The sequence below is a fragment of the Streptomyces sp. NPDC006265 genome (assembly GCF_040613555.1).
GTDB lineage: Bacteria > Actinomycetota > Actinomycetes > Streptomycetales > Streptomycetaceae > Streptomyces.
This window is the reverse complement of the sequence record NZ_JBEXSH010000017.1, coordinates 1-19,800: the sequence shown is the minus strand read 5'-3', so window position 1 is coordinate 19,800 and position 19,800 is coordinate 1. Positions and strand designations below refer to the sequence as shown.

General features: G+C 70.7%; 18 protein-coding genes, 1 tRNA gene and 1 pseudogene. 15 read left to right on the top strand and 5 right to left on the bottom strand.

The annotated features are described in order from the left end of the window. Positions 1-146: 146 nt before the first annotated feature. From ABZ281_RS03310 to ABZ281_RS03300, 3 genes are all read right to left on the bottom strand, one after another. On the bottom strand, positions 147-818 hold the full coding sequence (locus tag ABZ281_RS03310; protein WP_030839810.1) for a response regulator transcription factor: 672 nt from the start codon (positions 816-818) through the stop codon (positions 147-149). Positions 819-1,036: 218 nt separating this feature from the next. Further along, positions 1,037-2,398 (bottom strand): sensor domain-containing protein, encoded by a 1,362-nt coding sequence (locus tag ABZ281_RS03305; protein WP_356651603.1) that lies wholly within the window; start codon positions 2,396-2,398, stop codon positions 1,037-1,039. A gap of 110 nt (positions 2,399-2,508) precedes the next feature. Then, positions 2,509-3,717 (bottom strand): sensor domain-containing protein, encoded by a 1,209-nt coding sequence (locus ABZ281_RS03300; RefSeq protein WP_356651601.1) that lies wholly within the window; start codon positions 3,715-3,717, stop codon positions 2,509-2,511. Between the two features lie 223 nt (positions 3,718-3,940). Between ABZ281_RS03300 and ABZ281_RS03295 the strand changes: the two genes are divergently transcribed. The 12 genes from ABZ281_RS03295 (at position 3,941) to ABZ281_RS03240 (ending at position 15,723) form a co-directional block, all read left to right on the top strand. Continuing rightward, positions 3,941-4,348, top strand: a complete 408-nt coding sequence (locus tag ABZ281_RS03295; RefSeq protein WP_030234112.1) for an NADH-quinone oxidoreductase subunit A — start codon at positions 3,941-3,943, stop codon at positions 4,346-4,348. Next, a complete protein-coding gene (locus tag ABZ281_RS03290; protein WP_356651599.1) occupies positions 4,339-4,977 on the top strand; it encodes an NADH-quinone oxidoreductase subunit B family protein in 639 nt (212 codons plus the stop codon). Before ABZ281_RS03295 ends, ABZ281_RS03290 begins: the two co-directional genes overlap by 10 nt. Further along, positions 4,974-6,407 (top strand): NADH-quinone oxidoreductase subunit C, encoded by a 1,434-nt coding sequence (locus ABZ281_RS03285; RefSeq protein ID WP_356651597.1) that lies wholly within the window; start codon positions 4,974-4,976, stop codon positions 6,405-6,407. The genes ABZ281_RS03290 and ABZ281_RS03285 overlap by 4 nt, the downstream gene beginning before the upstream one ends. Next, entirely contained in the window at positions 6,404-7,372 is a 969-nt protein-coding gene (locus ABZ281_RS03280) for a complex I subunit 1 family protein (protein ID WP_356651595.1), read from the top strand. The genes ABZ281_RS03285 and ABZ281_RS03280 overlap by 4 nt, the downstream gene beginning before the upstream one ends. Before the next feature lie 2 nt (positions 7,373-7,374). After that, positions 7,375-8,025, top strand: coding sequence for a 4Fe-4S binding protein (locus ABZ281_RS03275; protein WP_356651593.1), 651 nt, complete (start codon positions 7,375-7,377; stop codon positions 8,023-8,025). Then, a complete protein-coding gene (locus ABZ281_RS03270; RefSeq protein WP_356651591.1) occupies positions 8,022-8,702 on the top strand; it encodes an NADH-quinone oxidoreductase subunit J in 681 nt (226 codons plus the stop codon). Before ABZ281_RS03275 ends, ABZ281_RS03270 begins: the two co-directional genes overlap by 4 nt. Further along, positions 8,702-9,100 carry an NADH-quinone oxidoreductase subunit NuoK gene (gene nuoK, locus ABZ281_RS03265; RefSeq protein WP_356651589.1) on the top strand — a complete coding sequence of 133 codons (399 nt, stop codon included), beginning with the start codon at positions 8,702-8,704 and terminating at the stop codon, positions 9,098-9,100. Before ABZ281_RS03270 ends, nuoK begins: the two co-directional genes overlap by 1 nt. Beyond that, entirely contained in the window at positions 9,097-11,091 is a 1,995-nt protein-coding gene (locus tag ABZ281_RS03260; protein ID WP_356651587.1) for an NADH-quinone oxidoreductase subunit L, read from the top strand. Before nuoK ends, ABZ281_RS03260 begins: the two co-directional genes overlap by 4 nt. 6 nt (positions 11,092-11,097) lie before the next feature. Then, complete coding sequence (locus ABZ281_RS03255; protein ID WP_356651585.1) at positions 11,098-12,672, top strand: NADH-quinone oxidoreductase subunit M; 1,575 nt, start codon at positions 11,098-11,100, stop codon at positions 12,670-12,672. Further along, positions 12,669-14,192 (top strand): NADH-quinone oxidoreductase subunit N, encoded by a 1,524-nt coding sequence (locus ABZ281_RS03250; RefSeq protein ID WP_356651583.1) that lies wholly within the window; start codon positions 12,669-12,671, stop codon positions 14,190-14,192. Before ABZ281_RS03255 ends, ABZ281_RS03250 begins: the two co-directional genes overlap by 4 nt. A 278-nt stretch (positions 14,193-14,470) precedes the next feature. Next, complete coding sequence (gene htpX / locus ABZ281_RS03245) at positions 14,471-15,334, top strand: zinc metalloprotease HtpX (protein ID WP_356651581.1); 864 nt, start codon at positions 14,471-14,473, stop codon at positions 15,332-15,334. Beyond that, on the top strand, positions 15,331-15,723 hold the full coding sequence (locus ABZ281_RS03240) for a YccF domain-containing protein (protein WP_142160641.1): 393 nt from the start codon (positions 15,331-15,333) through the stop codon (positions 15,721-15,723). The genes htpX and ABZ281_RS03240 overlap by 4 nt, the downstream gene beginning before the upstream one ends. Positions 15,724-16,012: 289 nt before the next feature. Here the strand turns inward: ABZ281_RS03240 and ABZ281_RS03235 are convergent, their stop codons facing one another. Next, on the bottom strand, positions 16,013-17,269 hold the full coding sequence (locus tag ABZ281_RS03235) for an APC family permease (RefSeq protein ID WP_356651579.1): 1,257 nt from the start codon (positions 17,267-17,269) through the stop codon (positions 16,013-16,015). A gap of 194 nt (positions 17,270-17,463) precedes the next feature. Here ABZ281_RS03235 and ABZ281_RS03230 point away from each other — a divergent pair, with 194 nt between their 5' ends. Further along, on the top strand, positions 17,464-17,730 hold the full coding sequence (locus tag ABZ281_RS03230; RefSeq protein ID WP_266455606.1) for a GlsB/YeaQ/YmgE family stress response membrane protein: 267 nt from the start codon (positions 17,464-17,466) through the stop codon (positions 17,728-17,730). Positions 17,731-17,889: 159 nt separating this feature from the next. On the opposite strand, the gene ABZ281_RS03225 is transcribed toward ABZ281_RS03230, so the two are convergent. Next, on the bottom strand, positions 17,890-18,378 hold the full coding sequence (locus ABZ281_RS03225; RefSeq protein ID WP_031108414.1) for a YajQ family cyclic di-GMP-binding protein: 489 nt from the start codon (positions 18,376-18,378) through the stop codon (positions 17,890-17,892). 221 nt (positions 18,379-18,599) lie between these two features. On the opposite strand from ABZ281_RS03225, the gene ABZ281_RS03220 reads away from it, so the two are divergent. After that, positions 18,600-18,681: transfer RNA gene (locus ABZ281_RS03220), tRNA-Tyr, on the top strand. A 337-nt stretch (positions 18,682-19,018) separates the two neighbouring features. Then, positions 19,019-19,432, top strand: a pseudogene (locus tag ABZ281_RS03215) (hypothetical protein); the annotation flags it as partial. Positions 19,433-19,800 lie beyond the last annotated feature (368 nt).

Sequence of the window (19,800 nt, the reverse complement as noted above, 5' to 3'; positions counted from 1 at the left end):
ACAGGCCTTCCCGCAGGCCCTCCCAGGATCAACCCTACGACCGCAAGGGTCGCCTTCTTCGGGTCATTCGCATCTTGGACACGACTTTGGGATGATCGCGCGCCCGGAATTGTCCGGATTTTCCGCGCGCCTCAAGTCGAGGTGCATCAGGAGTTGAGGTACGTCAACACGGCAAGCACCCTGCGGTGGTCGCCCTCGCTGGGGGACAGCCCCAGCTTCAGGAAGATGTTGCTGACGTGCTTCTCGACCGCCCCGTCGCTGACCACGAGCTGCCGTGCGACCGCCGAGTTCGTCCGCCCCTCGGCCATCAGCCCCAGCACCTCCCGCTCCCTGGGGGTGAGCCCGGCGAGCACGTCCTGCTTACGGCTGCGGCCCAGCAGCTGCGCGACCACCTCCGGGTCGAGCGCCGTACCGCCCTCGGCCACCCGCACCACCGCGTCCACGAACTCCCGCACCTCGGCCACCCGGTCCTTCAGCAGGTAGCCGACCCCCCGGCTGGACCCGGCGAGCAGCTCCGTGGCGTAGCGCTCCTCCACGTACTGCGACAGCACCAGCACTCCGAGCCCCGGGTGCGCCTTGCGCAGCTGCACCGCCGCCCGCACTCCCTCGTCCGTGTGAGTCGGCGGCATCCGCACGTCCGCCACGACCACGTCCGGCAGCTCGCCCTGGGCGTCCAGCTCCGTGATGGTCTTGATCAGTGCCTCGCCGTCACCCACACCGGCGACCACCTCGTGCCCACGGTCGGTCAGCAACCGGGTCAGGCCCTCTCTGAGCAGCACCGAATCCTCGGCGATGACCACCCGCACCCTGTCCTCCACGATGTTCGGCCCCCCACAGCCCGCTGCCGCCCGTCCGCAGCCCACAACGGTTCCGCGCCCACCCGTGCGACGGGTCCAGCATTTCAGGGTCGGGGAGTGTATGGGGACGGGACCGGCTTTCTTGACTGGCCGATCGGGTGGTGAGGGAAAGATGTGGGGCCGGAGGCGACGGCCCCCGGCCCTGTCACGGCTCGCGGGGGGCCGGACCCCCGCGGAGGTCACCGCACGTGCTCCCCCCGCCACGGCAACTCGGCGCTCACCCGGCTCGGCCCGCCCGCCGGCGAGTCCACCACCAGGATCCCGTCCACCGCGTCGAGCCGGTCCGCCAGCCCCGCGAGCCCGGACCCCTGGGACACGTCGGCCCCGCCCACGCCGTTGTCCACGACCTGCAGCATCAGCCGGTTCTCCGTCCGCCACACCTCGACGCCCGCCCACGTCGCCCGCGCGTGCTTGCTGACGTTCTGCAGCAGCTCCGACACCGTGAAGTAGGCGATCCCCTCGATCGCCGGCGCCGGCCGCTCCGCCAGGTCGACCTCGACCTGCACCGGCACCGTGCACCGCGACGCCACCGCCGACAGCGCCGCGTCCAGCCCCCGGTCCGTCAGGACCGCCGGATGGATCCCGCGGGCCAGGTCCCGCAGCTCCTGGAGCGCCGTCTTCACCTCACCGTGCGCTTCGTCCACCATCCGCGCGGCCGCCCTCGGATCCTCCTGGAGCTTCTCCTTCGCCAGCCCCAGGTCCATGGCCAGCGCCACCAGCCGGGCCTGCGCCCCGTCGTGCAGATCCCGCTCGATGCGCCGCAGGTCGGCGGCGGCCGTGTCGACCACGACCCCCCGGTCCGACTCCAGCTCCACCACCCGCGAGACCAGTCGCGACGGCCCGAGCAGCCCGTGCACCATCAGCCGGTCCACCATCGTCAGCGCCCGCACGATCCACGGCGTGGCGATCGTGAACAGCAGCCCCACCAACGCGGTCACCGTGATCTCGAACGGGTTGTCCAGGTAGATCCGGTGGGCCTCGTCGCCGTACAGCTGGACCCCCTCCTGACCCGCGTACACCGGGAACACCCAGAACCACAGCGGGTACGTCAGCAGCGCCCAGCCCAGCGCCCACACGTTCACGGCCACCACGAAAGAGAACACCGACCAGGGCAGATGCAGCACCGCGTACAGCAGGGCCCGCCACGAGGCGCCGCTCTTGAGGACGGCCCCCATCCACGCCATCGCACCCGGCTTCCGCGTCCGCAGCGGTTCCGGCTCGGCCACCTCCAGGCCCAGCAGCCCTCGCGCCCGCATCCGCTCCAGTGCCCCGAAGCCGCGGCACCCGGCGAGCGCCGCCGCCAGCACCGGCACACCCAGGAACGTGACCAGCAGTCCCGCCCCCAGCGACACCATCGTGACCGCGTAGGTGAACAGCAGGATGCTGATCGGCAGGCTGAGCAGCACATGGGTGAGCTCCAGCCAGGTGCGGCCCTCGACCGGCGCCCGCAGCACGGCCGGCAGCCGGCGGCGCCGTTCGGTGCTCCCCGGGAAGCCCGACCCGCTGTCGAGCCGGTATCCCTGTCCGTACTCCGTGGCCATCGGCGTCGTCCTTCTCCTCGTCCCGCGGCTGTGCTCTCGTACCTCCACCCTGCTCCGCCGCAGGTCGGCGGACCATGGAGTCCGTCGGCGTCTTGGACGGGGGGTTTTCCCTACCCCGGGGCCCCGGACCGGTCACGCCACGGCAGTTCCGCCGTGACCGTCGTCGGACCGCCCTCGGGCGACTCCAGGACGAACAGCCCGTCGACGGCGTCCAGCCGCTCCGCCAGGCCCTTCATCCCCGTACCGCTGTCGAGGCTCGCGCCCCCGTGCCCGTCGTCCCACACCTGAATGAGCAGCCGCGTGTCGGTCCGCCACACATCCACCGAGGCCGATTTCGCCCGCGCGTGTTTGCTGACGTTCTGCAGCAGCTCCGAGACGGTGAAGTAGGCGATGCCCTCGATGGCCGCGGCCGGCCGCTCCGGCAGATCGACCGTCACCTTCACCGGGACCGTGCAGCGCGAGGCGACCGAGGACAGGGCCGCGTCCAGACCACGGTCGGTCAGGACCGCCGGATGGATGCCGCGCGCCAGATCCCGCAACTCCTGGAGCGCCAGCTTCACCTCGCCGTGCGCCTCCTCGACCATCGTCGCCGCCGCGTCGGGATCCTCCAGCACCTTCTCCTTGGCCAGGCCGAGCCCCATGGCCAGATTGACCAGCCGCGCTTGCGCCCCGTCGTGCAGATCCCGCTCGATGCGCCGCAGGTCCGCCGCGGCCGTGTCCACCACGACCCCCCGGTCCGACTCCAGCTCGGCGATCCGCCGCTCCAGCTCGTCGGAGGGCGACAGCAGCGCCCGCACCATGGCCCGGTCGGCGTTGGTCAGCCCCCGCGCGATGAACGGCAGCACCGGCCACAGCACGAACAACGAGGCCAGAGTGACGGCGAAGGTGAGCACACCCCACGGCAGCCGGATGAACTCGTACAGGGCCGTGCGCCAGCCCACCGGGTCCTTCAACTGCATCCACAACCGCTGGAAGAAGCCGCCCCCGCCCCGCATCCGCAGCCGGCTCGGCTCCTCGATCCGCACCCCGAGCAGCGCCCGGGCCCGCGCCCGCTCCAGCCTGCCCAACTGCCGCGCCCCCACGAGTCCGGCCGCGAGGAGCGGGAACCCGATCACCGTGACGGTCAGTCCGAAACCGGTGGAGAACACCGTCACGACATAGGTGAAACCGAGCAGCGCGACCGGAAGGTTGGCCAGCAGGTGCGCGATCTCTTTCCAGGTGTGCCGGTCGTAGGCGAGCCGGGCCGGCGGTGGACGGTCGTCCTGTCCGGCGGCCCCCCGGGCCGCCGTCGTCCCCGGGGACGGGATGCGTTGGGTCATATGCGTTAGCGTGCCCGGCGGTGGGCGACGGCGCCATGAGGTGGGCCGCCAGGATCACCTGAGGAAAACCCCACCCTCGTGTGCCGGGCCCGTGACGGGCTGCTTACCCTGCCTTTATCAGGGCCTAGACTCCCGTGCGTACAGATCGTCGAACGGCGGTGCCCCGTGAGCCGCAGCATCGTCGCAGGATCCAGGTCCGAGTTTCAGGGAGCGAGGGACGGACGTGCCGGAACCGACCGTCGTCACCACGACCGTCGTCGCGGCGGACTACTTCCAGTCCTACTCGGTCGTCGGACTGCTCGCCGTTGTCGGCGTGCTGTTCGTCGCCGTCGCCTTCGGAGCCGGCCGCCTGTTGCGGCCCGTGGTCCCCACCCCCGAGAAGCTCCTGACGTACGAGTGCGGCGTCGACCCCGTCGGCGAGGGCTGGGCCCACACTCAGGTCCGCTACTACGTCTACGCCTTCCTCTACGTGATCTTCGCCGTCGACTCGATCTTCCTGTTCCCCTGGGCGACCGTCTTCGCCGCCCCCGGCTACGGCGCGGCGACCCTGGTCGAGATGTTCATCTTCCTCGGCTTCCTGGCCGTCGGCCTGCTCTACGCATACAAGAAGGGCGTCCTGGCATGGACGTGAACCCCTCGGTGTCCGAGCCTGTCCTGCTGCCCGAGCCCAAGCGGCTGGGTGCCCTGGCCCGCCTCGCCCCCGAGCCGATGAAGGTCATCCTCAACTGGGGCCGCCGCTACTCGCTCTGGGTCTTCAACTTCGGCCTCGCCTGCTGCGCGATCGAGTTCATCGCCGCGTCGATGGCCCGCCACGACTTCATCCGCCTCGGCGTCATCCCGTTCGCCCCGGGCCCGCGCCAGGCCGACCTGATGGTCGTCTCCGGCACCGTCACGGACAAGATGGCCCCGGCCGTCAAACGCCTCTACGAGCAGATGCCCGAGCCGAAGTACGTGATCTCTTTCGGCGCGTGCAGCAACTGCGGCGGTCCCTACTGGGACTCCTACTCCGTCACCAAGGGCGTCGACCAGATCATCCCCGTCGACGTCTACGTCCCCGGCTGCCCGCCCCGGCCCGAAGCGCTGCTCCAGGGCATCCTCAAGCTCCAGGAGAAGATCGCCCGCGAGTCGTTGGGGGAGCGCTACGGCAGCGGGGCCGGGCGCCCCTCGGCCGCCGCGCTGCAGAGCGGTCTGGTGCAGCCGCCGGCCCCCGCGCCGGGCTCCGCCCCGGGCACCGACTCGACGCCGGGGGAGGGACGATGACCGCGATCGGCTGGCTGCCCGCCGACGCCGAGGAGCTCTTCGGCACGGACGCCACGGCCGAGGAGTCGTACGACGTCCTGACTGTCGACGTACCTCCGGCCTCCTGGATCACCGCCCTGGAGAGCGCCCGCGACCTGCTCGGCTGCACCTACTTCGACTGGCTGAGCGCGGTCGACGAACCGGGCACGGGCTTCCGCGTCACCGCCCACGTCGCGGCCCTGTCCCCCTTGCGACGCCTCCTCCTCCGTACGACGGTCCCGCACGAGTCTCCCGCCCTGCCCTCCGCCGTCGGTGTCTACGCGGGTGCCGCCTGGCACGAACGCGAGACGTACGAGATGTTCGGCATCACCTTCGAAGGCCACCCGGCGCTGGACCACCTGCTCCTGCCCGAGAACTTCGAAGGCCACCCCCTGCGCAAGGACTTCGTCCTGGCCGCCCGCGTCGCCAAGGCCTGGCCCGGTGCGAAGGAACCTGGCGAGTCGGAACACGGCGGCCCCAAACGCCGCCAGATGCTCCCACCCGGCGTCCCCGACCCCAACGAATGGGGCCCCCTCAAGGGCCAACTTCCGCCTGCCCCTGCCCGAGGCGCGGGCCGCGCAGCTGGCGACCGCCCCGCCCGAGGCGCAGCCCGCCCCGCGACGGAACGCCCGGTACGACGCGCGCGCTCGGCGTCGGAGGGCTCGGCCAGTCAGCCTGCGGCTGGTGGGGGGACTCCGGCTGGTGCGGAGACACCGGCTGGTGGTGCGGGGGCTTCGGCCGGTCCGCGGCGGGCGCGTTCTGCGGCTGAGGGGTCGGTGAGCCAGTCTGCGGCTGGTGAGGGGACTCAGGCCGGCGGTGCGGAGGCATCGGCTGGTGGTGCGGGGGCTTCGGCCGGTCCGCGGCGGGCGCGTTCTGCGGCTGAGGGGTCGGTGAGCCAGTCCACGCCAGGTGAGTCGACCCCTCCGGCTTCGGCGGGTCCGCGCCGCAACCGCTCGGCGTCACAGGGGTCGGCGAATCAGCAACCCGGCGGTCCCGCGGCCCCGGAGCCCGGCTCCGCGTCCCCCGCGACCGGCCTCGAGTCCGCGACGCCCGGTTCCGCATCCCCGACCTCCGACGCCCCCTGGCACCACGCCCGCCCGGCCTTCGACGAACCGGCCCCCGAAACGCCACCGGAGGCAGCGAAATCACCGGCCCCGGAGCCATCGGACGGGTCGCAGACCTCGCCGACCTCCGAGCCCGCCGAGACACCTGAGAGCCCGGAGACACCGGAGTTTTCGAGGCGACCCGAGAGTCCGGACACACCGGAGTCCTCGGAGACACACGAGAGCCCGGGCGCCGCGGATGCCCAGGACCCGGCGATGCAGCCGCAGCCCACGGACGACAACGTGAAGCCCACCGCCAGCCCGAGCAAGCCGGAGAATCCCGAGGACCCCGCAGGAGGCCCGCAGTGAACGACGTGCTCGACGTCGCCCTGCGACTCCTGGTCGTCTTCGTCGTCTTCCTCACCCTCCCCCTGGTCATCGGCCAGACCGAGCACAAGGTCATGGCCCACATGCAGGGCCGCCTCGGCCCCATGTACGCCGGTGGCTTCCACGGCTGGGCCCAGCTGATCGCCGACGGCGTGAAGTTCGCGCAGAAGGAAGACGTCGTCCCCGCGGGCGCCGACCGCCGCATCTTCCAACTCGCCCCCGCCGTCGCCCTCCTGCCGTACCTCCTCGTCCTGCTCGCCATTCCCATCGGCCCCGGCGAGGGAGCCGTCGGCCAGTTCATCGACGCGGGCGTCTTCTTCGTCCTGGCCGTCATGGGCGTCGGCGTCCTCGGCTCTCTCATGGCCGGCTGGGCGTCCGCGAACAAGTTCTCCCTCCTCGGCGGCCTGCGCACCGCCGCCCAACTCCTCGCCTACGAACTGCCGATGCTGCTGACCGCCGCCTCGGTGGCGATGGCGGCCGGCACCGTCTCCCTCCCCGGCATCCTCGACGCCTTCGAGTGGTGGTGGCTGCCCTGGCAGATCGTCGGCGCGATCGTCTTCTTCGTGGCCGGCCTCGCCGAACTCCAGCGCCCGCCCTTCGACATGCCCGTCGCCGACTCGGAGATCATCTTCGGCGCGTACACGGAGTACACCGGCCTCCGTTTCGCTCTCTTCCTCCTCGCCGAGTACGCCGGCATCGTCGTCCTGTGCGGCCTCACCACCGTCCTCTTCCTGGGCGGCTGGCACGGCCCCTGGGGCACCGACGGACTCGGCTGGGTCTGGACCCTGCTGAAGACCGCCGTCCTCGCCTTCCTCGTGATCTGGCTGCGCGTCACCTACCCCCGCCTGCGCGAGGACCAGCTCCAGAAGCTGGCCTGGACCCTCCTCGTCCCCCTCTCCCTCGCCCAGATCGCCCTCACCGGCATCGTCAAGGTGGTGATCCAGTAACCATGGCCCCCATTCCTGGCAGTGGCCTCGCCAAGGGCCTGGCCGTCACCCTTCGCACGATGACGAAGAAGTCCGTCACCGCGCAGTACCCCGACGCCCAGCCCGACCTCCCGCCCCGCACCCGCGGTGTGATCGGACTGTTCGAGGAGAACTGCACGGTCTGCATGCTGTGCGCCCGCGAGTGTCCCGACTGGTGCATCTACATCGACTCCCACAAGGAGACGGTCCCGGCGGCGACCCCGGGCGGCCGCGAGCGCAGCCGCAACGTCCTCGACCGCTTCGCCATCGACTTCTCCCTGTGCATGTACTGCGGTATCTGCATCGAGGTCTGTCCTTTCGACGCCCTGTTCTGGTCCCCTGAGTTCGAGTACGCCGAGACCGACATCCGCGACCTCACCCACGAGCGCGACAAGCTCCGCGAGTGGATGTGGACCGTCCCGGCCCCGCCGGCCCTCGACCCCGGCGCGGAGGAACCGAAGGAACTCGCCGCCGCCCGCAAGACCGCCGACAAACTCGCCGCCCAGCAGGCCCCGCCGGCCACCGAGCCCCACGCCGACGAGCAGGCCCGCGCCGCCGAGCAGCCCACCCGGCCGCAGGGCGACTCCAAGCAGCAGACGGACCAGCCGAAGCCGGGGCAGGAGGGCTCGGAATGACCCTCGCCGTAACCGCCGGTCTCCTCGCGACGGGCCCGACCACCAGGGTCGCCGCCGAGACCCACGGTTTCCTCTCCCCGACCGGCGTGGAGATCGCCTTCCTCCTCGTCGGCCTGGTGACCTTCGGAGCCGCGCTCGTCACCGTCACCACCCGGCAGCTGGTGCACGCCGCCCTGTGGCTGGTGGTCACCCTCGGCGGCCTCGCCGTCGAATACCTCCTGCTCACCGCCGAGTTCATCGCGTGGGTGCAGGTCCTCATCTATGTCGGTTCCGTCGTCGTCCTCCTCCTGTTCGGTCTGATGCTCACCAGAGCCCCTATCGGCCGCTCCCCGGACGCCGACTCCGGCAACCGCTGGGCCGCCCTCGCCGTGGCCGTCGCCGCTGCCGCCGCCCTGGTCTGGGTCGTCGTCGACGCGTTCCGCACGACCTGGATCGACCTGGACGGTCCCGCCGCCGGCTCCACCGAGGCCACCGGCGCGAGCCTCTTCCAGAACTGGGTCCTGCCCTTCGAGGCCCTTTCCGTCCTCCTCCTCGCCGCCCTGGTCGGCGCGATCGTCCTGTCCCGCAAAGCGAAGGCGGAGTCGAGCTCTCCCCCCGTGAACGCCCCGGCCGTCACCAAGAGTTCCCGAACGGTCACCGATGGTTCCGGGGATTCTGAGCAGGAAGGTGCCCGCTGATGCACCTCGCCTACCCCGCCGTGCTCTCCGCCCTCCTCTTCTGCACGGGCCTGTACGGCGTCCTCGCCCGCCGCAACGCGATCCTGGTCCTGATGTCGGTCGAGCTGATGCTCAACGCCGTCAACCTCAACCTGGTCGCCTTCGATGTCTGGCTCAGCAGGACCGCCGAGGAGACCCTCCACTCCGGCCAGGCCCTCACCCTCTTCACCATCGCCATCGCCGCAGCCGAGATCGGCATCGGCCTGGCGATCGTCCTCGCCGTCCACCGCAACCGCGGCACCGCGGACATCGACAGGCTCCGCGACACCTCCGAGCGGCACGACCCCGACGACCCCGACCACGACGCCCGCACGGCCGAGCAGTCCGACGAGGCCCAGAAGGCTGAGGCCACCGCGTGACCACGACCACCCTCGCCGTCCTCGTCCCCCTCCTTCCGTTCCTCGGCGCCGCCGCCGGCCTGCTCCTCGGCCGCACGGCACCCGGCTTCGTCCGCCCGCTCGCCGTCCTGCCGATGCTCACCTCCCTGGTGCTCGCCGCGCTGGTCGCCGTACGCCAGGGCGGCGGCGCGGCCGTCGACTCGGCCATGGAACTCACCCCCACCGGCTCGGTGCCCATCGAGCTCGCCCTGCACATCGACGGCTTCGCCGCGCTCGTCGCCGTCCTGGTCGGCCTGGTCGCCTCGTGCGTGCAGATCTACTCGACGGGCTATCTGCGCGACGACCCGCGCTACCCCTCCTACGCCGCCCTCGTCTCGCTGTTCACCTCCGCGATGCTCCTGGTCGTCTACTCCGGCGACCTGATCGTGCTGCTGGTCGGCTGGGAAGTCATGGGCATCTGCTCCTACTTCCTGGTCGGCCACTACTGGGAGACCCCGGAGGCCCGCGCCGCCTCCCTCAAGGCCTTCCTGGTCACCAAGCTCGGCGACGTCCCCTTCCTCATCGGCCTGTTCGCCCTGGCCACCGACGCCGGCTCGTTCCGCATCACCCGGATCCTCGGCACCGTCGCGAGCGGCGGACTCGACCACCCGACGCTGATCGCCCTGCTGCTCCTCGCCGGTGTGGCGGGCAAGTCGGCGCAGTTCCCGCTGCACACCTGGCTCCCCGACGCGATGGCGGGCCCGACCCCCGTCTCCGCACTGATCCACGCCGCGACGATGGTCGCCGCCGGCGTCTACTTCATCGCCCGGCTCCTTCCGGTCTTCGAGGCCTCCCAGGCCGCGATGGTCGTCCTCGCCGTCATGGCCGCCGTGACGATGACCGGCTCGGCGCTCGCGGCGCTCGCCCAGGACGACATCAAGCGCGTCCTCGCCTACTCGACGATCGGCCAGCTCGGCTACATGACCGGCGCCCTCGCCGTCGGCGACCGCGGGGCCGCCGTCTTCCACCTCCTGTCCCACGGCGCCTTCAAGGCGCTGCTGTTCCTCGCGGCCGGCGTGATCATCCACGCCGCCGGCACCAACTCCCTCGCCGCCATGTCCCGCATGCGGAACCTGCGCGACCGCGTCCCCGACGCCTACTGGACGATGACCGTGGCGCTGCTCGCGCTCGCCGCGATTCCGCCGTTCAGCGGCTTCTTCTCCAAAGAGGCCGTCCTCGGCGTCGCCGAGCACGTCGTCACCGGCCACACCGAACACGCCCCCGCCGCCGCGGGCTGGATCGTCCTCGTGGCCGGTCTCGTCACGGCCGTGCTCACCGCCGCCTATGCGATGCGCCTGTGGCTGCTGGCCTTCCGGGGCCGGGGCATCGAAGCCCCCGACCACGGCCGCCAGCCACTGACGATGACCGTCGTGCTGTGGGTGCTGGCCATCCCCTCCCTCGCCCTCGGCGGCTTCACGTTCCGCCTGCTGCCCGACTGGTTCGACGGCCGCGACCTCAGCCCGACCCTGACCACCTCCGTGCTCGGCACGGGCGTGGCCCTGGTCGGCGGCATCGTCACCTACGCCGCCTGGCGGCACACCACCGCGCTCACCGCCCGCGTCCCGCTCGGCGCGGTCGCGGCCCACCCGGAGGGCGACGCGGCCCAAGTCGAGGCGGAGGCCATCGCCACACACGAGCCGGCCTACGGGGACATCGCCTACGCGCCGGACCCCGCCGACCCGGGACGGCTGCTCCTCGGCCCCCTGCACCGGCACGCGGCCGCCGGCTTCCACCTGGACGCCGTATACACGGCCTTCTTCGTCCGCCTGGTCCAGGCCGGAGCGGCCCTCGTCCGGTTCCTCGACCGCGAGGTCGTCGAGACCTACGTCCGCGGTGCGGGTGCGCTGCCCCGCTGGCTCGGCGCCGCCGTACGACGCGCCCAGACCGGCAACGTCCAGACCTATGTGAGCGCGCTGCTCGCCGGCACCGTCGTCCTCGCGGTCGCCGTCGTCCTCGCCGCCACGGGAGCGTGAGCAGGCGTGATCGATATCAACGAGTCCGTGATGCAGTTCCTTCTGGCGTTCGTCGTCGTCGGGCCGCTCCTCGGCGCAGCCGCCGCCCTCCTGCCGGCCCCACCCGGGCTGAAGGGAAAGTCACCCGAGCAGGCCGTACTCCGGCACGGCGTCACCGTCACCGGCGCGGTCCTCGTCGCGGCGGTCGTCCTCGCGCTCGGCTTCGACCACGACCAGCCGTCGAAGATGCAGGCCGGCACGGACATCAGCTGGATCCCCGCACTGGACGTACGCATCCACCTCGGCATCGACGGCATCTCCCTCCCCCTCCTGGTCCTGACCGCGCTGCTGACCTTCCTCTGCGCGCTCTACTCGTACTTCAAGATGCCCGCGGGGCCGACTCCGAAGGCCTTCGTCGCCCTGCTGCTCGTCCTCGAGTCCGGCACGCTCGCCACCTTCGCCGTCCTCGACCTGGTGCTGTTCTTCCTCGCCTTCGAGATGGTCCTCATCCCGATGTACTTCCTCATCGCCCGCTGGGGCGGTGAGGGCAGGAGCCAGGCCGCGTGGCGATTCATCCTCTACACCCTGCTCGGCTCCGTGGTCATGCTGCTCGGCCTGCTCCTGATCGGAATCACGGCGGGCACGTTCGACATGGTGGCACTCGCCACTGACAACGGCCGGTCGCTGACCACATCCGTGCAGGTCATCGCCGTTCTCTCGATCGGCATCGGGCTCGCCGTGAAGACGCCGATGTGGCCGCTGCACAGCTGGCTGCCCGACGCCCACACCGCCGCGCCCACCGTCGGCTCGGTCCTCTTGGCCGGCGTCCTGCTGAAGATGGGTACGTACGGATTCGTCCGGATCCTGCTGCCCATCGCACCGGACGGGTTCCGCACCTTCGCGCCCTACCTCGCCGCCCTGGCCGTCGTCGGCATCATCTACGGATCGCTGGCCTGCCTGGCCCTCGCCAAGCAAGGCGCGAAGGGCGACCTCAAGCGCCTGATCGCCTACTCCTCCGTCGGCCACATGGGCTTCGTCCTGCTCGGCATCGCCACGATGACCCCGACCGGTGTGAACGGCGCCCTGTTCGCCAACATCGCCCACGGCCTCATCACTGGCCTGCTCTTCTTCCTGGTCGGCGCCCTGAAGGACCGCACCGGCACCACCGACCTCGACACCCTCGCCGAGGAGACCGGAGCCGCCCTCTACGGCAAGGCCCCGCGCCTCGGCGGCCTGCTCGCCTTCGCCGCCGTCGCCTCGCTCGGCCTGCCCGGCCTGGCCGGCTTCTGGGGGGAGATGCTGGCCCTGTTCGGCGCGTTCCAGCCGGCGGAAGGCCTCAGCCGCCCCGCCTTCCTCACCTTCATGGCGATCGGCGCCTTCGGCACACTGCTGACGGCCGCGTACCTGCTCGTCGTGGTCCGCCGCGTCTGCATGGGCGCCCTGCCCCGGGACGCCCCGAAACTCACCGACGTGCGCTCCTACGAGTTCGCGGCGTGGACCCCGCTCGTCGCCCTCACCGTCGTCGCGGGCCTGTGGCCCAAGGCACTCCTCGGCCTGAGCGACCCGGCCGTCCAGCAGCTCCTCGCAGGAGGCACCCGATGAGCTCCCCGGCCCAGCCCCTGGCCGCCTCGCTGGTCCAGTCCGTCGACTGGCTCGCCATCGCCCCGCCCACCATCGTGGCGGTCGTAGGACTCGTCGTGCTGGTCGCCGACCTGTTCGTCGCCGAGCACCGCAAGGCCCTGCTCGGCTGGACGTCGGTGGCGGGCCTGGCCGTCGCCACGGTGATGCTGCTGCCCCTCCTGGATGGCGACCGCAGCACTTTCTGCCTGACCGGCGACGCCACCGTGTGCAGCTACACGGCCGACCGCTTCACCCTGGTCATCCAGTTCCTCGTCCTCGGCGGCGCCCTCCTCGCCGCCCTCCTGTCGGTCACCGCCCTCAAGGACGCCCGCAAGGAGCTCCCCGAAGGCGAGTACTGGTTCCTGCTGCTGTCCTCCGCGGCCGGCGCCGCCCTCCTGCCCGCCTCGCGCGACCTCGCGACCCTGATCGTCGCCCTGGAGGTCGCCTCCCTGCCCGCCTTCGCGCTGGTCGGCCTCAAGTACGGCGACCGCAAGTCCTCCGAGGCGGCCCTGAAGTTCTTCCTGTCCTCGGTCACCGCAACCGCGGTCAGCCTCATGGGCATCAGCTTCGTGTACGCCACCACGGGAACCCTGTACCTGACCCGGGTCGCCGACCGTATCCAGAACGTCGACGGGCAGTTCCACACGCTCGCCCAGACCGGAGTCGTCCTCACCCTCGTCGGGTTCGCCTTCAAGACGGCCGCCGTGCCCTTCCACTTCTGGGTGCCCGACACCTACGTGGGCGCGCCCCTGCCGATCGCGGCCTACCTGTCGGTCATCGGCAAGGCGGTCGGCTTCAGCGGCCTGATCCTCGTCACCGTCGTAGCCCTTCCGTCGTACGCCGACGTGTGGGGCCCCGCACTGGCGGTCCTGGGCGCGCTCACCATGACCGTGGGTAACGCCGGAGCCCTGCGCCAGCAGGCCACGCGCGCGTACAGCGCGGTACGCCTGCTCGCCTGGTCCTCCGTGGGCCAGGCCGGATATCTCCTGGTGCCGATCGCCGCCGCCGCGTACTCCGGGAACGCCGAGAAGTCGATCGGCTCCACCGTCGCCTACGCCCTGATGTACGGCGCCGTGAACCTCGGCGCATTCGCCGTGGCAGCGCTCGTCGGCCGGACGAAGGTCCTCAACCGCGTCGCCGACTACCGCGGCCTGTACGCCTCCAGCCCCCTGTCCGCACTGCTCCTGGCGTTCTTCCTGCTGTGCCTCGCCGGGCTGCCTCCGGGCATCATCGGCCTCTTCGCCAAGGTCACCGTCTTCTCGGCAGCCGTCGAGGCCGGCCTCGGCTGGCTGGCCGTGGTCATGGCCGTCAACGTCGTCATCGCGCTCTTCTACTACCTCCAGTGGACGGCCCTGCTCTTCCGCGCCCCCGAGGGTGAACCCGAGAAGCACCGCGTCCCCGGCCCCGTCACCGCCGCGATCGCCCTGACCGGGTTCCTCGGCATCGCCCTGTCCGGTGCACCCCAGCTGGTTCTGCGCTTCACCGACACCGGGCTCTTCTGAACAGCCCGACGCCGGGCTCTTCCGAACAGTCCGACACCGGGCTCTTCCGAACAGACCGGGCTCCCCGGAAACCCGGCCATTTACACCGCGCGCGTGCCGCTTCCCGGCGCCGTCACCCGGACGGGCCACACCCGCCGCCGCACACGCAAGGGAACTACGGCCTCCCGCCTGGCGTTGACCAGTACGGGAGGGTCCACTGGACGTGAGAACGCGGCACCAGTGGCACCGCAGACACAGCAAGCAAGGGTCCCCCTGCCGCACCACCTGGAGGGCGTACCGTGCACCGCCGGCACAACGGGCTCAGGACGGCGATCCTCCTGGGAGGACTGTCCGCACTCATCATCGTCATCGGCAGCTTCTTCGGCCGGATGGGGCTCGTCATCGCCGTCCTGGTAGCACTGGCCACCAACGCGTACGCGTACTGGAACAGCGACAAACTGGCACTGCGCGCGATGCGCGCCCGTCCCGTGAGCGAGTTCGAGGCCCCGGCGCTCTACCGCATGGTCCGCGAGCTCTCCACCCAGGCCCGCCAGCCCATGCCGCGCCTGTACATCTCCCCGACGGAGGCACCCAACGCCTTCGCCACGGGGCGCAACCCGCGCAATGCCGCTGTGTGCTGCACCGACGGCATCCTGCGCCTGCTGGACGAGCGCGAGCTGCGCGGCGTCATCGGCCACGAGCTCAGCCACGTCTACAACCGCGACATCCTCATCTCGTCCGTCGCAGGTGCCCTCGCCTCCGTCATCATGTTCCTGGTCAACTTCGCCTGGCTGATCCCCATCGGACGCTCGGACGACGATGACGGCCCCGGCCTGCTCGGCATGCTTCTGATCATGATCCTGGGCCCGCTCGCCGCCTCGCTCATCCAACTGGCCATCAGCCGCTCCCGGGAGTACCAGGCGGACGCCTCCGGTGCCCAGCTCACCGGCGACCCGCTCGCCCTGGCCAGCGCCCTGCGCAAGCTCGAACTGGGCACGAAGCAGCTCCCGCTGCCGCCCGAGCCGCGTATCGAGACGGCCAGCCATATGATGATCGCGAACCCGTTTCGGCCCGGTCAGGGCCTCTCGAAGATGTTCTCCACACACCCGCCGATGGCGGAACGCATCGCCCGGCTCGAGAAGATGGCAGGTGGGATCCAGTGAGGACCATACTCAACGTCATATGGCTCGTCCTGAGCGGCTTCTGGCTGTTCCTCGCCTACATGCTCGCGGGCCTGCTGCTCTGCATCACGATCATCGGCATCCCGTTCGGCATCGCGGCCTTCCGCATCGGCGTCTACGCCCTGTGGCCCTTCGGGTACACGACGATCGAGCGCCATGACGCGGGCGCGCCGTCCTGTGTGGGCAACGTGCTGTGGCTGGTGCTCGCGGGCTGGTGGCTCGCCCTCGGCCACATCGCCACCGGCATCGCCCTGTGCGTCACGATCATCGGCATCCCGCTGGGCATCGCCAACTTCAAGCTCATCCCCGTCTCGTTGCTCCCGCTCGGCCGCGACATCGTGCGGACCGACGAGCCGTTCGCGGTGCGCTGACGGAAGGGCCTTCGGCCCGCCGACGACTTCCCCTGTCTCCACAGGCCTGGGGTTATCCACAGGCCCGCCCGTTTGTCAGCGACTGCCCGCATGATGAACCCATGACCACGATCGAGCAGTTGCCGACCCATGTGACAGCCAAGACCCACAACCCGCGCCCGGAGGCCGGTACTTCGCGCTCTGAGTCGCCTGCCTCGGTGAAAAGCGCCAAGAGGCCCGGGCCACGTGGCTTGGAGGACCCCGGTTCGAGAGGCTCCTGAAGGCCCGGCTCGTAGCGGAGGGGCCGGCCCTACCCCTTCCCTGCCCCGGCCTTCATCCACCCCCGCACGGCGTACGCAACCGCCCCCACCGCCAGCACCCCCGCGCCCGCGACCACCGACACCCCGGGCAGCGAGAACGCCAGCACCACGCACCCGACCAGCCCCACCGCCGGCACCAACCGCGCCGCCGGCGCCGAAGACAGCGTCCAGGCCGACGCGTTGGCCACGGCGTAGTACGCCAGCACACCGAAGGAGGAGAATCCGATCGCGCCCCGCACGTCCACCGTGGCGGCCAGCACCGCGACCACCGCACCCACGGCCAGCTCCGCCCGGTAGGGCACCTTGAACCGCGGATGCACGGCGGCCAGCGCCCCCGGCAGATGCCGGTCCCGGGCCATGGCCAGCGTCGTCCGCGACACCCCGAGGATCAGCGCGAGCAGCGAGCCCATCGCGGCCACGGCCGCACCGCTCCGCACCACCGGTACCAGCGAGGGAACGCCGGCCGCCCGCACCGCGTCGGCCAGCGGCGCCGTCGCGTTCCCGAGACCGCCCGACCCGAGTACCGAAAGGACAGCCACCGCCACACACGCGTACACCACCAGCGTGATGCCCAGCGCCAGCGGGATCGCGCGCGGAATGGTGCGCGCCGGCTCCCGCACCTCCTCGCCGAGCGTCGCGATCCGGGCGTACCCGGCGAAGGCGAAGAACAGCAGACCTGCCGCCTGCAGCACCCCGTCCGCCCCGCCCGAGGCCCCGATGTCCAGCCGCCCGGCATCGGCCCCACCCGACATCAGACACACGACCACCACGGAAGCGAGGACACCCAGGACCAGCGCCACGATCACCCGCGTCAGCCACGCGGACTTCTGGACACCGCCGTAGTTCACCGCGGTCAGCGCCACCACGGCCGCGACCGCCACCGCGTGTGCCTGCTCCGGCCAGACGTACGTGCCCACGGTGAGCGCCATCGCCGCACAGGAGGCCGTCTTCCCGACCACGAACGACCAGCCCGCGAGATACCCCCAGAACTGCCCGAGCCGCTCCCGCCCGTACACATAGGTGCCGCCCGAGGCCGGATACAGGGCGGCGAGGCGAGCCGACGACATGGCGTTGCAGTACGCGACCACAGCAGCAACGGCGAGCCCGAGGAGCAGCCCGGAGCCGGCCGCGCGCGCGGCCGGCGCGAGGGCGGCGAAGATCCCGGCTCCCACCATCGAGCCGAGTCCGATGACGACGGCGTCGCCCACGCCGAGGGTGCGGCGCAGTCCGGGACCGGAGGCTGTCATGGGTCGCACCTTACTGATCAGTGCAACCGGCAGGTGTGCCCAGCGCGTCCTCCACGCCAAGACAGCGTGAACGCGCGTGGCAAGGACGCCGCGCGCGGGACGCCGGACGTACGACGCACCGGCTCGGCATGGCCGAAAGCAGGATCACATGGCCGGGACAGTGCGGGCACAGTGTGAAAGGGCAGGTTCACGGCATGACCATCATCAGCTGGATCATCCTGGGACTGTTGGCCGGAGCCATCGCGAAGTTCCTGCTGCCGGGGCGCGACCCGGGCGGCCTCATCGGCACGACCCTGATCGGTGTCGCGGGCGCGTTCATCGGCGGCTGGATATCGGCCCGCTGGATGGACCACCCGATCACCAAGGGCTTCTACGACGGCGCGACCTGGGCAGCCGCGATCGGCGGCTCGCTCGTCCTGCTGATCGCCTACCGGCTGTTGTTCGGCAACTCACGCGACTGACCGCGCACCGACTGGCCGTGCACCGACTGGCCGCGCCACGGACTGGCAGTGCCACGGTCTGACCGCGCCACCGATGACAGCCGGCAGACGAAAAGGGTGGGCACCGACGGCGCCCACCCTTCCTCGTGAACCTGCGGGCGCGAGCCCGGGGGACCCGACCTACCGGTAGTTCACGAACTGCAGGGCGAAGTCGAAGTCCTTGCCCTTCAGTAGGGCGATGACGGCCTGCAGATCGTCACGGTTCTTGGAGCTGACGCGCAGCTCCTCGCCCTGCACCTGCGCCTTCACGCCCTTGGGGCCCTCGTCGCGGATGGTCTTCGCCACCTTCTTGGCGTTCTCCTGAGAGATGCCCTCCTTGATCGACGAGAAGATCTTGTACTCCTTGCCGGAGAGCTGGGGCTCGCCCGCCTCCAGAGCCTTCAGCGAGATGCCCCGCTTGATCAGCTTGGACTGGAAGACGTCGAGGATGGCCTTCACCCGGTCCTCGGAGTTCGCCTCCATGAGGATCTGCTCACCGGACCACGAGATCGAGGCACCCACGCCCTTGAAGTCGTAGCGCTGCGAGATCTCCTTGGCGGCCTGGTTGAGTGCGTTGTCGACCTCCTGCCGCTCGACCTTCGAGACGATGTCGAAACTGGAGTCGGCCATGTCCTGTGGCTCCTTGTATCGGGGTGCGTATCGTGCGTACCGGCGTATGGGGGCGGTCGCAGGGCCCGTTCAGGTCCCGGGCCGCATCCGGACAAGCCTAGCCACCCGTGGCCCTCCGAGCGCCGATCAATCGGGTGGCGGAGCACCCCTCCGCATCGGGTATTGTTTACGTCGTTGCCACGGAGCGCCGCGGAAAAGCGGCTCGCCGGGCAGCAAACCCCGGCGGTGTGCCCGAGCGGCCAAAGGGAGCAGACTGTAAATCTGCCGGCTCAGCCTTCCCAGGTTCGAATCCTGGCGCCGCCACTCTGGGGAAGACCCCCTCCGAACTGCGGAAACGCAGAGCGGAGGGGGTCTCTTCGTTGTGTTGCAGCGCTGTCCGATCAGGCTCGAAGAGCGCCGAACATCTCCGCGCGCAGTCCATCGGGTCCGCCCCCAGCGCCGAGTCGGAGAGAGCTCCCGTGACGAAGGTCATAAGGGGCGGCCCCTCGGCCTTCAGCCCGTCTCACGAACCCACACGGCAATCGCACGACCGTGCCTCATGGCATTGGCGTTGCCCGACGGCCGGCGGGCCCATCGGAGGGCATGAACGCGTCAGATAGGCTGCCGCCTCTTCCAAAGGCATGCTTCTGATGAGGTGTGAATGAAAACGGGCAGACGAACCGTCGCGGTGGCCACGCTCGTGGGGGCGCTGGGGCTCTCTGTGCTGAACGCGCCGACGGCTCAGGCGGCGGATACCGGTATCACCGTGTCGGACATCGTCATCAACAACGGCAAGCCGATCGTCGTCGGTACGACGAACGTGGTGGAGCCGCCCATCGGCTTCGACATCGCCCTGCCTTCCGGCTACAGCACCTCCAACCCCTCCCGCTACGACGCCTACCCCTTCCTCTACCGCGGCAGCATCAAGACGGCGGCCGACACCGGCGAGAACTTCATCCAGCCGGGCAGCTACACCTGCTACGAGACCGACTCCAAGCACACTCACTGCGAGGGCGACCTCTACATCGACCCGCATCCGAGCCAGGAGCACGTCGACTCCAACAGTGACGCCAGTGCGGTCCAGTGCGAGGGACTCCGCCCGGCACGCCGAGAGCACGCACCGGACGCCGCGGGGCCCGCCCTCTGGGCGAACGACGGGACTTCGCGGACACGACCTGGCCTGGGAACCACCCTTTTCGCCTGGGCCGGGCCGCCCGTGCCGATGCCGCAGCCCTACCAAGAATCGCCCTCGTAACCCCTGTCGGCGCCCGGGTCGGTCCAACCCCGGGACAGCGCCCCGCACATCCGCCCCCGACCAGGTCCGTGACGATGTGGCGGCCGAGGTCGTCGACGGCGTCAACCGGCAGCGCGCCCAGGCCGATTGCAGACCCCTGCGGCTCCGGACCTCCCTCAACCGCGCCGCCCAGAGACACAGCGCCGGCA

What these genes read in the sequence shown, in the direction of transcription:
- ABZ281_RS03305 (WP_356651603.1), bottom strand. Translation starts at nt 2,398, where the DNA reads ATGGCCACGGAGTACGGACAGGGATACCGGCTCGACAGCGGGTCGGGC.
- ABZ281_RS03300 (WP_356651601.1), bottom strand. Translation starts at nt 3,717, where the DNA reads ATGACCCAACGCATCCCGTCCCCGGGGACGACGGCGGCCCGGGGGGCC.
- ABZ281_RS03290 (WP_356651599.1), top strand. Translation starts at nt 4,339, where the DNA reads ATGGACGTGAACCCCTCGGTGTCCGAGCCTGTCCTGCTGCCCGAGCCC.
- ABZ281_RS03285 (WP_356651597.1), top strand. Translation starts at nt 4,974, where the DNA reads ATGACCGCGATCGGCTGGCTGCCCGCCGACGCCGAGGAGCTCTTCGGC.
- ABZ281_RS03275 (WP_356651593.1), top strand. Translation starts at nt 7,375, where the DNA reads ATGGCCCCCATTCCTGGCAGTGGCCTCGCCAAGGGCCTGGCCGTCACC.
- ABZ281_RS03270 (WP_356651591.1), top strand. Translation starts at nt 8,022, where the DNA reads ATGACCCTCGCCGTAACCGCCGGTCTCCTCGCGACGGGCCCGACCACC.
- nuoK (WP_356651589.1), top strand. Translation starts at nt 8,702, where the DNA reads ATGCACCTCGCCTACCCCGCCGTGCTCTCCGCCCTCCTCTTCTGCACG.
- ABZ281_RS03250 (WP_356651583.1), top strand. Translation starts at nt 12,669, where the DNA reads ATGAGCTCCCCGGCCCAGCCCCTGGCCGCCTCGCTGGTCCAGTCCGTC.
- ABZ281_RS03235 (WP_356651579.1), bottom strand. Translation starts at nt 17,269, where the DNA reads ATGACAGCCTCCGGTCCCGGACTGCGCCGCACCCTCGGCGTGGGCGAC.
- ABZ281_RS03230 (WP_266455606.1), top strand. Translation starts at nt 17,464, where the DNA reads ATGACCATCATCAGCTGGATCATCCTGGGACTGTTGGCCGGAGCCATC.
- ABZ281_RS03225 (WP_031108414.1), bottom strand. Translation starts at nt 18,378, where the DNA reads ATGGCCGACTCCAGTTTCGACATCGTCTCGAAGGTCGAGCGGCAGGAG.